At 52.4% G+C, this 11,931-nt stretch carries 13 protein-coding genes; 12 read left to right on the top strand and 1 reads right to left on the bottom strand.

Annotation, left to right across the window (positions count from 1 at the left end):
• The first annotated feature begins 1 nt into the window (after window position 1).
• The 8 genes from LOK74_RS12605 (at window position 2) to LOK74_RS12570 (ending at window position 7,108) form a co-directional block, all read left to right on the top strand.
• Window positions 2-949, top strand: coding sequence for a hydroxyacid dehydrogenase (locus LOK74_RS12605; RefSeq protein ID WP_230042395.1), 948 nt, complete (start codon window positions 2-4; stop codon window positions 947-949).
• A 17-nt stretch (window positions 950-966) separates the two neighbouring features.
• Window positions 967-1,686, top strand: a complete 720-nt coding sequence (locus LOK74_RS12600) for a FadR/GntR family transcriptional regulator (protein WP_230042394.1) — start codon at window positions 967-969, stop codon at window positions 1,684-1,686.
• Entirely contained in the window at window positions 1,683-2,750 is a 1,068-nt protein-coding gene (locus LOK74_RS12595) for an Ldh family oxidoreductase (protein ID WP_230042393.1), read from the top strand. Before LOK74_RS12600 ends, LOK74_RS12595 begins: the two co-directional genes overlap by 4 nt.
• Window positions 2,747-3,799, top strand: coding sequence for a TRAP transporter substrate-binding protein (locus LOK74_RS12590; RefSeq protein WP_230042392.1), 1,053 nt, complete (start codon window positions 2,747-2,749; stop codon window positions 3,797-3,799). The genes LOK74_RS12595 and LOK74_RS12590 overlap by 4 nt, the downstream gene beginning before the upstream one ends.
• 77 nt (window positions 3,800-3,876) lie before the next feature.
• On the top strand, window positions 3,877-4,482 hold the full coding sequence (locus LOK74_RS12585; protein WP_230042391.1) for a TRAP transporter small permease: 606 nt from the start codon (window positions 3,877-3,879) through the stop codon (window positions 4,480-4,482).
• A 52-nt stretch (window positions 4,483-4,534) separates the two neighbouring features.
• The gene (locus tag LOK74_RS12580) at window positions 4,535-5,806 is read left to right on the top strand and encodes a TRAP transporter large permease (RefSeq protein ID WP_230042390.1); all 1,272 of its coding nucleotides are present in this window, start codon (window positions 4,535-4,537) and stop codon (window positions 5,804-5,806) included.
• A gap of 25 nt (window positions 5,807-5,831) precedes the next feature.
• Entirely contained in the window at window positions 5,832-6,593 is a 762-nt protein-coding gene (locus tag LOK74_RS12575; protein WP_230042389.1) for a sulfite exporter TauE/SafE family protein, read from the top strand.
• A gap of 182 nt (window positions 6,594-6,775) precedes the next feature.
• Window positions 6,776-7,108, top strand: coding sequence for an HIT family protein (locus LOK74_RS12570; protein WP_230042388.1), 333 nt, complete (start codon window positions 6,776-6,778; stop codon window positions 7,106-7,108).
• A 64-nt stretch (window positions 7,109-7,172) separates the two neighbouring features.
• Here the strand turns inward: LOK74_RS12570 and LOK74_RS12565 are convergent, their stop codons facing one another.
• A complete protein-coding gene (locus tag LOK74_RS12565) occupies window positions 7,173-8,252 on the bottom strand; it encodes a YeiH family protein (protein WP_230042387.1) in 1,080 nt (359 codons plus the stop codon).
• Window positions 8,253-8,534: 282 nt separating this feature from the next.
• Here LOK74_RS12565 and LOK74_RS12560 point away from each other — a divergent pair, with 282 nt between their 5' ends.
• The 4 genes from LOK74_RS12560 (at window position 8,535) to surE (ending at window position 11,931) form a co-directional block, all read left to right on the top strand.
• Window positions 8,535-9,272 (top strand): polysaccharide deacetylase family protein, encoded by a 738-nt coding sequence (locus LOK74_RS12560; RefSeq protein ID WP_230042386.1) that lies wholly within the window; start codon window positions 8,535-8,537, stop codon window positions 9,270-9,272.
• A 303-nt stretch (window positions 9,273-9,575) separates the two neighbouring features.
• Window positions 9,576-10,373, top strand: a complete 798-nt coding sequence (locus LOK74_RS12555) for a PHP domain-containing protein (RefSeq protein ID WP_230042385.1) — start codon at window positions 9,576-9,578, stop codon at window positions 10,371-10,373.
• Window positions 10,325-11,137 carry a sugar phosphate isomerase/epimerase family protein gene (locus LOK74_RS12550; protein WP_230042384.1) on the top strand — a complete coding sequence of 271 codons (813 nt, stop codon included), beginning with the start codon at window positions 10,325-10,327 and terminating at the stop codon, window positions 11,135-11,137. Before LOK74_RS12555 ends, LOK74_RS12550 begins: the two co-directional genes overlap by 49 nt.
• A complete protein-coding gene (gene surE, locus LOK74_RS12545) occupies window positions 11,134-11,931 on the top strand; it encodes a 5'/3'-nucleotidase SurE (protein ID WP_230042383.1) in 798 nt (265 codons plus the stop codon). Before LOK74_RS12550 ends, surE begins: the two co-directional genes overlap by 4 nt.

The following is an 11,931-nucleotide window of genomic DNA, read 5'->3' as shown; positions in this document are numbered from 1 at the left end:
GATGAACGTATTGATCACAGAATTGATCTGGCCGATCGGCATCGAAAAGCTTGAGGAAGCAGCAGTGGTAGACTACGATCCTACCCTGTGGGCCGATCGAGAGCTGCTGCAGCAACGAATCGGACAGGCGGATGCCTTGATCGTGCGGAACCAGACCAAGGTAGATGCAGAGCTGCTGCGCTCGGCCGGGCAGCTGAAAGCGATTGGTCGGCTCGGAGTAGGACTTGACAACATCGACCTGTCGGCTGCCAAGCAGTATCGAGTCCCGGTTGTGTACGCGCGCAACGCCAATGCGATCGCAGTCGCCGAATATGTACTGGCCGCCATGTTGGAGACCTCTCGAGCGCTTCATCAAGCCCATCACGATGTGCGGCAGGGGAATTGGGATCGCAGACGTCATACCGGAGTTGAATTGTACGGCAAAACGATTGGCTTGATCGGGATGGGGGAGATTGCTCATCGAGTCGCCAAACGGGCTGCCAGCTTTGGCATGAACATGCTTGGTTTTGATCCATTTGTTGCAGCCTATGATTTTGCGCCGGCAGAAACCGGAATTGCACCTGTCTCCTTGTCTCAGTTGTTGTCCCACTCTGATTTTATCAGTGTCCACATCCCTTTGACTGCGCAAACCAAATCGCTTCTTTCCACTCGTCAATTCCAACATATGAAACCGCATGCCTACCTGATCAACACGTCGCGCGGCGGCATTGTCGACGAAAGCGCATTGCTTCAAGCCGTGCAGCACGGGACGATCGCCGGCGCCTTTCTCGATGTGCTGGAACAAGAGCCGATTGATCCAGCCAATCCACTGCTTCACTGCGAAAAGGTAGTGATTACGCCACACGTCGCCGGGTTGACGGAAGAGTCGCAGGTGAGAACGTCGCTTTTGGTTGCTGAAGAGATCATCAAAATCCTTCGCGGGGAATTCTCCCTCTGTGCGATAACATAAAAAAGTGTGGTGTTCCTATGTTCGAGACGTTTAAAGCAAACCGGAAAAGCATTGCGGAAACCGTAGCAGATCACATCAAGGATTTGATCCACCAAGGAAAGTTTCAGGCAGGCGATAAAATCCTCGGCGAGCGGGATATGTCCCAGCGGCTCCACGTCAGCAGAAATACAGTTCGAGAGGCGTACAAGATATTGGCAGCCCAGGGCTACTTGACGATCAAGCACGGCAACGGCGTGTACATATCAGACGCGGAAACGCAGCTGCAACATATCACATCCTCCTTTTTTATCAAGTACGATCACGTTCTCGAATTGTTTGCGATTCGGAAAGTGCTGGAGACGCAAGCGGTCAAGTGGGCCGTGGAACGGCTGGATCAGCAGCAGGAGAGCGACTTGAACCAGCTTCTGGCCGATACTCTGCTCGCCTTGGAGCAGGAAACGGCTCACGACCAGCTTGCGGAGCTGGATCAGACATTTCATCTCAGCTTGGCGCGGATGTCAGGCAACTCGATTCTGCTGCGCATCATGATGAACCTGATCGATCTGCTGGAACAGACACGTGAGGAAACGATTCGCATCAGAGGCCGGGCCACTCAATCGCTCAAAGAACACATCAACATCCTCCATGCGATCCTGGAGAGAGACGCCGAAAAGGCAGAACAGTGTATGCTGGAACACTTGAGCAGTGTGGAGCAGTCTATCTTACGAAACAAACAAAACGGGGGGAGCGTCCGTTGACCTCATTTGATGCAGCCGAGCTGCAGTTGTTTTGTCGTCAGGTGTTTGAACGGCTTAACGTCGATTTTGACAGCGCTTCCATAGCGGCCGACGCCATCATTCGAGCCAACCTGGAAGGAATAGACAGTCACGGTATCAGCAGGCTGGCCATCTATGCCAAGCGGTTGCAGGAAAAGCGAATCAACCCGAATCCGCACATCAAGGTGGTGAAAAGAGGGGCCGGCGTGCTGCTCGTCGATGGAGACAACGGGCTTGGCCAGGTGGTTGCGGCCCGGGCGGTTGAGGAAGGTATGGTGCTGGTGAAGGAAACGGGAGTCGCCGCAATAGCGGTAAAGGGCAGCAATCATTTTGGTACCGCTTCTTACTTCTGTCAGTTGGCATCCAGCCGTCACCTGATCGCGATCGCGTTTACCAACTCGCCGCCGGGGATTCCACCCTGGGGCGGCGTGAAGCCGTTTTTCGGCACCAATCCGATTGCCTTCGGCTTTCCTACAGGTACCGACAGGCCGGTAATGGTCGATCTTTCTACAAGTGTCGTTGCCAGAGGAAAAATCATCTTGGCAGCCAAGCAGGGAGAGGCGATCCCAGCAGGCTGGGCGATTGATGAGCGCGGGGAGATGACGGAGGACCCGCAAGATGCCCTGCGCGGAGCGGTGCTGCCGGTAGGCGGACCAAAAGGGTATGCGCTCGCGCTTGCTATTGAACTGCTTACGGGCGTGCTGTCGGGTGCGGCGTACGGGCCACACGTAAACGCGATCTACGACGACGATGCCTCTGCGGCTAACGTCGGTCATTTCTTTATCCTGCTGGACATTGAGAAGTTTATGCCGGTTCAACGCTATACGCAGTTGATGCAAACCTTCCTGGAAGAGGTGAAGTCGGTTCCTCGGGCAGCTGGGGTAGAAGAGATCCTCTATCCAGGAGAGAGAAGGGCAAGGGAATACGAAGCTCGTTTGACAGAGGGGATTCGCTTGTCAACCGAGGTAGATCAGGAACTGCGTCAGCTCGCGGCAGATCTGGACGTTGCGTTTCCGAGTGAGATCAATAAGGGGGGGAAGATATGAGAAACATTGGGATGTGGTTGCTTGTATTGCTGCTCGCATCCATGCTGGCCGGCTGTGGAGCAGGTACGACCAAGATAGAAGGGAGCGGCCAGCCGACGCAGCCTGGTCAGGAGGGGAAAGGGAGTGGCGGCGCAGGAGCAGCAGAGTTCACCTTCCGACTGGGTCACCTGCAGAATACAGAGCATCCTTATCAAAAAGGGGCGGAAAAGTTTAAGGAACTGCTGGCGCAAAAATCAAACGGTCGAATCGAGGTGAACATTTTCCCAAGCAGTCAATTGGGGAATGGACGTGATCAGATTGAGGGCTTGCAGTTGGGAACGATCCATCTGCACATCGGATCGGTCGCTCCCGTGGCCAACTTCGCACCGAAATTAAACGTGCTTAGTCTGCCCTATCTGTTCCGTGATCGAGAGCACGTATTTCAGGTACTGGACGGTGAGATTGGAAAGGAACTGTCAGCTGATCTGGAGAGTAAAGGGATGATCAACCTGTCCTTCTGGGAAAACGGTTGGCGCCATCTGACCAACGATGTCAGGCCGATCAAAACAGCGGAGGATGCCAGCGGTCTGAAGATACGAGTCCTGGAATCTCCCGCTTACGTCTCCTACGTCAAGGCATTGGGATCTACCCCTACCCCGATTCCGTTTGGCGAGTTGTACACGGCACTGGAACAAAAAGTGGTAGACGGTCAGGAGAATCCGCTGGCGCAAATCGCAACAAACAAGTTTGACGAAGTGCAAAAGTATCTCAGCTTGAATGCTCATACCTATGACGCTGCCGTCTTTCTCATCAGCAAAATGGCTTATGATCAGCTTCCGGCCGAGCTGCAGCAGGCGGTACACGAAGCGGCGCTTGAAGCCGCGGCCTATCAGCGACAGCTGTCAGAAGAGTCAGAGGCCAAGTACCTACAGCAGTTAAAAGAGAGCGGCATGCAGATCGAAGAGAATCCTGATCTGGAATCTTTCCGCAAGGCGGTGGAACCGGTTTACGAGGAACTGCAAGAGTCGATCGGCAAAGATTTGATCAAACGAGTGCGCGAAACGAAGTGAGCAAAGACTTAACTTGACGGTTTCCCTGCAAAAAGGCCTCCCGATTGAGAGCGAGGGAGAAAAAGGAGGGGACGGTGTTGGGTAAAATCATAGATTGGCTAAGTGATCTGTTCGACCGGTTTTCCCGCTTTACGATTGTGCTCTTGTTTGCGATCGCTTTCGTCAGCGTCCTATATCAGGTATTTTCTCGTTATGTGCTGCAGGGCACATATGTTTCTGATGCGTTTCCGAGCATCGATTTTTCGGTGTTTACTTTTCCGTGGATGGAGGAGTTCATTCGCTATTTGTTTGTCTGGATCGTGTTTTTGGGGATCGGTGTCGTGTACAAGCGGAAAGGGCATGCTCAAGTGGAACTCTTGACTGCGTTTCTCGCCAAGAGATGGAGGCGGCGCGTCGGGATCATCGTAGAGATGATCAATGCTGGCTTTTTCCTCCTGCTGCTGGTGAAGGGCTACAGTATGCTGAAGCTCACAAACGGCCAGCTTTCACCTTCCCTTCAGATCAATATGGTCTGGATGTACCTCTCTATCCTGGTATGTTCCATTATCTGCTTGGCCCATAGTGTTGCGTCCCTTATGAAAGAAGTTCGCGCACAGTCCAATCCGGATGTGGAGCAGAGTGAACCGCAGTCGACAGAACTTGCGGAGATTGAGGAGCCGATTAAAACAAAGCTCAGTATCTAGAAGAGTGAGTATCTAGAAATGAGAGGGGAAATCAGGTAGGATGGTATTGTCTGTGACATTTCTCCTATTTCTGCTGCTGCTGATAGGCGTGCCGATTGCCATTGCACTGTCGCTCACGGCAGTCGGCGGTTTGCTGACAAGTGCCGATGTCATTCCGCTTACCGTTGTCGCCCAACGTTTTTTTACGTCAGTTGATTCGTTTCCACTGCTGGCCATCTTGTTTTTCATGCTGGCGGGAGAATTGATGATGGTAGGGTCGATGGCGCAACGGATTACTCAGTTTGCTTTTGCCTGTGTCGGCTGGCTGCGGGCCGGTTTGGCGCAAGTCTCGACGCTGGCGTGCATGTTTTTCGCGGGCATCTCCGGTTCCGGGGCAGCCGATACAGCAGCCGTGGGCAAAATGATGATCCCTTTGATGGAAAAGAAGGGGTATGACAAAGGATTTGCCGCTTCTACGGTCGCTACCTCCGGAACGATCGCTGTGGTGATTCCACCTAGCATCCCGCTGATTGTCTACGGCGTAACCGCAGGTGTGTCGATTGGCACGCTGTTTACCTCGGGGATCGTTCCCGGGATCATCATTGGGCTGTCTATCATGGGATTAAACTATTTTCTTGCCCGGAAAAAAGGGTATGATAATGAACAGGGTTCGTTTGAATGGACAACATTTGGCAAAGCGTTTCGACAAGGAATCTGGGCCCTGCTGCTGCCGGTGATTATCATCGTGGGCATCCGCGGTGGCGTGTTCACACCGACGGAGTCGGCAGCCATTGCCGCCGCTTACGCGTTTCTTGTGGGGATGTTTATCTATCGTGATTTGAAATGGCGGGATTTGCCCGATATCTTTATCAGATCGGCAACGATGACCGCGATGGTCGTCTTTATCATCGCGGGGGCCAATCTGTTTGGATGGTTGTTCGCTGCGCAGCAAGTGCCGCAGCAGTTGGCCGCTTTGATCCTGGACATCACCAACAACCCATACCTGGTCCTGTTTTTTGTCAATATCGTGCTGTTGATTGCCGGATGTTTTCTAAACCCGTCCGCAGCGATTACCATCTTGACCCCTTTGTTTCTGCCGCTGGTGATGGGTGTTGGGATTGATCCTGTCTTCTTCGGGCTCATCATGGTGATTAACTTGTCGATCGGGCTGATCACTCCGCCGGTGGGACTGGATTTGTTTATTGTACAGGGAATCGCTAATATCTCCTTCGATCACCTTATTAGGGGCATCTTTCCCTTCATCATCGTACTGATGATTGATTTACTGCTGATTACATATGTTCCTCAGCTATCGATGTGGCTCCCGGCTATACTTGGATCATAGCAATTTCTATCAGAGGAGTGATTGGATGGAGTGGCCGTTTTTTTTGATCGGATTCGCCACAGGAATCATTGGGACAATCGTTGGTGCAGGCGGTGGATTTTTGGTCATGCCCATCCTTTTGTTGCTCTATCAGGTTGAACCGATTTACGCGGCGGGGACATCGCTGTTTATGGTCGTCCTCAACGGGCTGGCCGGTACGGTGTCGTATCTCCGCCGCGGAAAGGTGGATATCAAGAATGGACTGCAGTTCACATCCATAGCGTTTATCGGCGTGCTGCTGGGAATCTATTTCACTCTCTTGATCGACCCGCATACGTTTCGGGTTCTCTTTGGCGTTCTGGTGATCGGACTGGCCTGTTGGATGATCATACGCCAGCCGATGGATGGTTGTGCAGAAGCATCGTTTTCGTTTGGCTGGCAGGAACTGTCCGTCGCAAGAAGAGTAGGGGCATTCGTGCTCTTGATTGCGATCGGCGTGATCTCCTCTTTGACCGGCATTGGCGGGGGACCGTTTCTCGTGCCCTTTCTCGTTTACCTCTTGGGCTATCCTCTCAAACTAGGGGTAGCCACTTCCCAGTTTGTCGTCACCTGCCTGGCGCTCCTCTCATTTGCATTTTACGCCAGTCATGGGTTTGTGGTTTGGCCGGAAGGCATTGGCTTGGGGATTGGCGCGATCGTAGGGGCGCCGCTGGGCGTCTATATGTCCCGGCTGATCTCGTCCCGTCATCTCGTCTACCTGCTTTCTTCGCTGCTTTTTCTGACCGGGTTTCGTTTGTTCTATCAGTAGAGGAGAGAGGCATGGTAATGGGGACGGGCGGAAGAGAAGCCACTTCCCTCACGGCGAATGATTTGTACATATTGGGAAAAATATGGTAAAAATAAGGCAGGGAATGAGATGGAAAGAGGCGCGACAACAGTCTGACACGCTTTTTTTTTGCAAGAGCACGAATAGGGAAGGCGGAATTGGTGATGAGTGAAGATTTTTACTGTGAAGAAGTTTTGAGCGGAAACACCCCTGTTCGCAAGGTTTGGGAGACGGAACGTGTTCTCGCCTATTACCACACCCGCCCTTATTATGAAGTTCATATCGTTGTCATCCCGAAAAGACATATAGCATCCCTCCTAACCGTTGAGGAAGCTGATGCGGATCTGCTGATCGAGATGGTGGATGTTGTCAAAAAGGTGGCATCGCAATTGGTTTCGGAGTACGGGGCATGCAGGGTCATGACCAATCTAGGCGAGTATCAAGATTCGAAACACTTGCATTGGCACGTATTTTTTGGCAAGCAAATAAGAGAATGACCACTTTTTGGAGGACAAAAAGGAGCCTCCCCCTTGTCGCGGTGGAAGGCTCTCGTGAAGCTTGTCAATTGCCCCAAATTGATACCAATGGCAGCAGCATCAATCCTAAGATAGCCAATCCGGCGTACCCCAACAGGCTGACAGCCGCCCCTCTCCCCCCCAGTTGTTTCAGATCAGCAGCCTTGATGCTAAGTCCCAACCCAGCCATGGCCATGGAGAGAAGGAAAACGCTCAAGGTGACAAACCCCTCTGTGACCCCGTCCGGCAGAATGCCCATCGTTTGCACCAGACTCATCGCCAGAAAGCCAAAGATAAACCAAGGGATCGGCAATCGTCGCCTATCGCCATCTTCTGACTGTCCCGCCTCCCGTTTGTGAAACAGATAGCTGAACACCAGCGCAACCGGAATCAACAAGGCAACTCGGCCCAGCTTGACGAGGAGCGCCATCTCTGAGCCGACATCTCCACCGGGCACGGCGGCTGCAATCACATGGGCCAATTCGTGCAGTGTAGCGCCGACAAAGATTCCATAATCATCTGGGGTAAGGCCCAGGAACGGATAGAGTACGGTATACAAGATCGTACCAAGGGTACCGAGGATGGCGATACAGGCAACAGAAACGGCGGTGGTTTCCTGTTTCGCCCTGATCAACGGGGCGATGGCGACGATCGCGGCAGCACCACAGATAGCGGTTCCGACAGCGAGCAGGATCGACTGCTGCTTCTCTACCTTCAGCAGGGAAGCCAGCCACATCATAAAGGATATCGTAAAAACGACCACGGTCACATCAACCAGGACGACGGAGAATCCGGACTCGACGATCTGTGATAGCTGCAAGCGAAGACCCATCAGGATGATTCCCGCCCGCAGCAGCATTTTGCTGCTAAAGGCAATCCCGCTGCCAGCGTCGGCGGGTACGTCGAACAGACTGCGCCACCCGATCCCCAGCAGGATAGAGACGATCATGATGCCCATTATCGAAAGAAACGGTATCTGTACCAGATGATCGGCGAGAATCGCGATCACGAATGTCAACAGAACTCCCTTGACCCATCCTCTGCTCTCGCCGAGTTGACGTGTCATGTGCACAGCTTTTACTGTTTTTGCATCACCCACGGCCGGTTTCGCCTGGGGTTGACTCATTCCCAACATCTCCTTCTCCCTGTTGTCATCCCAACCGTATCACAAGGGAGCACGATGGAGTCATTTCGATTCACAATGCGATTTATTAGGAAATGCAATAGATCGAAGCATGTCCTGGCGCTGTCCTGGCATGACCTACCTTTGGCGCATCCCCATCTGCACATGCCGCCATTTTTCTAATGATTTATAATCGGTGGTGAGATAAAAAGATCCAATCTGTGGAGAGATAAGGAGACCCATTCAAACGAGATGAGAGGGAAACAAATGAAAAAAGGGGCACAGATGAAAAAGAGAATGATCTTGTTATGCGTTGTGCTGCTCTCGTGTTCACTGCTGTTATACGGCGGATATCGATTGATGAATTCAAGAACCTATCAGTTATTTGGAGAATTGACCAGTTATGTGGAAACGGATCAAAAAGTGGTGGCGTTAACATTCGATGACGGCCCGACAGAAAATGTAGCGCAAATCCTGCCTCTTTTGGATCAATACAAGGCGAAGGCCACCTTTTTCGTGATCGGAAGCGAGTTGGAGAAAAACCTTGCACTGGGAGAAAAAATAGCAAAAGCGGAGCACCAACTGGGGAATCATACGTACTCCCATCAACCAATGATTTTTAAAAGTCTCTCCTTCATCGAGAAGGACATCGAAAAGACCAGTCAACTAATCCGGAAAACAGGCTATGAAGGGGAACTCGACTTCCGCCCACCAAATGGCAAAAAACTGGTTGCATTGCCCTACTATTTGAAAACACATCAGATCCAAACGATCATGTGGAATCTGGAACCGGACAGTTATTACTCGACTGCAACAGAGAAGGTGGAATATGTACAAAAAAACGTGAAACCAGGCTCCATTATTTTGTTGCATCCTATGTATGACACGACAGGCAGCGAACTGGAAGCAATCGAAGGGATTCTAGCTGCTTTGTCTAAAGAAGGGTACAGATTTGTTACGGTAAATGAATTGCAGAACTTGCAGAAGGTTCACGAAATGAGTTCTGACGACAGCCCTCAATAGGCGGACACGAGTAGAACTCTGTAAAAAAACCGTAAAATCTTTACAATAAAATCACAAAAAGCCGTTTCAGACCGAGCAATGCGGTGGGAAAACCCGCACCATGCGTGTCTGCATCGGCTTTTTTCATTTTTTAGGAAATGGTGAACATCCACACAGATCCTTCAAAAACTCTTGTTGCCCGTTTCACTGGAGATTAAAACAATCACGCTACCATGTGTGATAAGGGTTGACTGGCAGAACAGAAGAGAGGGGGGTTGGCAACTGATTGATCTGCACATGCATACGACAGCATCGGATGGTCTGATGGAACCACAAGATCTGTTGCAGGAAGCGCAGCGGCGTGAGGTAGGCCTGATCGCGATCACCGACCACGACACGATCGACGGGTATGCAGCCTGTCGGGGAGATGCGGCGCAGGCTGGTGTGCGGCTGCTGCCTGGCATTGAACTGAATACCGATGGTCCGCACGGAGAAGTGCACATCTTGGGGTATGGGTTCGATCCTGACAGCCCGGTGCTGCAGGGCGCCCTGGCCAGAAGAAGACAGGAACGGCTCGATTGGGCACAAGAGATTGTCCATCAGTTGGGGCGGCTTGGCATGGAGGTGCCCTTTGAGGAGTGTTTGCAGCGGGCCAGAGGGGGAGTGGTTGTACGCACCCATATTGCCGAGACGCTGGCGACCCATGGCTACGGAAGCGACCCGGAAGCACTGTTTTCCCGTTATCTTGCCAAAGGTGCCCCTGCTTATGTGCCGCGTCCGACCTTTACGGCAGAGGATGCCATCCGGCTGATCCAACAGGCGGGAGGGATTGCGATCCTCGCCCATCCCGGGATCTATCGGTTTGAGGTAGCATTCAGCCGGTTCGTCGAGAGCGGAATTGACGGTGTGGAGGTTTACTATTCCAAACATACGGAAGCACAGACGGAACACTGGAAACGGATCGCCGACCATCATCACCTCATCGTCTCAGGGGGAAGCGATTTTCACGGACACGGTTCGCGCAATCCGTTTCCGATCGGCAGTGTGATGATTCCCCCTGAGGTGAAGGAGTGGTGGTATTGGTTTACGTCTCGTCCACATTACTGTGGGCTTACCCGTTAGAGGAAGTGCTGGAACGATCCCATAGATTGGGATTTCAGGGTGTGGAGATCTGGGCGGAGCATCTGTGGTACTACGATAGCAAACCAGCAGATATCTGCAAGCTGGCCAGGCAACTGGGGCTGTCGCTTTCCCTGCACGCGGCCAGTTGGGATCTCAATCCCTGTTCGCTGAACAGCGGCATTCGGAGGGCATCGCTATTGGAATTGTCCCGCTCACTTGTCCTGGCCGATCAGTTGGGAGCAAAAAATGTGACCGTCCATCCTGGGCGGCTTACCTTGACTGCCGAATGGCTGGACTGGCACAGGGAAGTTCTGATCGACAGCTTTTCGATCCTGGCAAAGGAAGCGATGGAGAGGGAACTGACGCTGTCGATCGAGCATATTGAACCGATTAAGCGGGAGTTTATCGTCACTCCGGTGGAGGTCAATCGACTGCTGGAGGCCATTCCCTACCCGGTTGCGACGACGTTTGACATCGCTCATGTCCCGCTGGACAGATCAGCACTTCGCTTTTACCAGGAACTTTCTTCCATCAGCAAAATCCACATCAGCGACGCGACGTTACAACGGCTGCATCTGCCGCTTGGCGCAGGGGAGATCGAGCTCACTTCGATCTTGCCCACCCTTTTCGCTGCAGAGCAACCGGTGGTGGTGGAAGGGATCGATTTTTCCAAACAATTGGAAGTCTTGCAGGCAAATATCCGGTATCTACAAACCCATCATCCCAACGTGTTATCCCCGAGATTGGAGTCGAAGCCGATATGACGTTAAAATTTCTCGTTACCAATGATGACGGTATCTTTGCCAACGGCGTCCACAGCCTGGTTGAGGTGCTGCGCTCATTTGGCGAAGTCTATGTTGTCTGTCCCGACCAGGAGCGAAGCGCGATCAGTCATGCGATAACGCTCAAGGCGCCGCTCAAGGCAAACAAGGTCAACTTTTTCAATACAACCTGCCCAGCGTGGGCGGTCAACGGGACGCCAGCGGACTGTGTCAAGATGGCGGTGGAAGTGATCCTCAAAGAAAAGCCGGACTACGTGATCTCCGGCATCAATGCAGGACCCAATCTGGGGCGCGATGTATTCTACTCTGGGACGATTTCGGCAGCGGTGGAAGGGGCGATGTACCAGATTCCGTCAATGGCTGTGTCGCTGGCTACGATGAAGAAAAATGCCGATTACAGCTTGGTTGAACCAGTCGCCTACGATCTGTTTGAGACCTTGCTGCAGCATAAGTACGCCCCCGATACCGTGTTAAACATCAATCTGCCCTACCTGACCAAGGAGATGGTGCGTGGCGTATCCGTTACCTCGCTGGGCATGGACGTCCTACGCTACCAGTATGTCGGACTCAACGATCCACACGGATACCTCTGCTACTGGTTGAAAGACAATCTCGTCGAACTGCCGCCGCATGTAGAGGAGAACGACTTTCACCAATTGCAAAACGGCTCCGTCACGATCACGCCGCTACAGCTCAATATGACCAATGCGGCAATGAAAAGCAAAATGGCCAAGTGGTTTCAAGAAAAAGCGGGAACGGCTCCAGCCACCCGATAG

Source organism: Brevibacillus humidisoli (assembly GCF_020923435.1).
Lineage (GTDB): Bacteria > Bacillota > Bacilli > Brevibacillales > Brevibacillaceae > Brevibacillus_E > Brevibacillus_E humidisoli.
The sequence above is the reverse complement of the archived record's forward strand: the minus strand, read 5'-3'. Positions and strand labels throughout refer to the sequence as shown.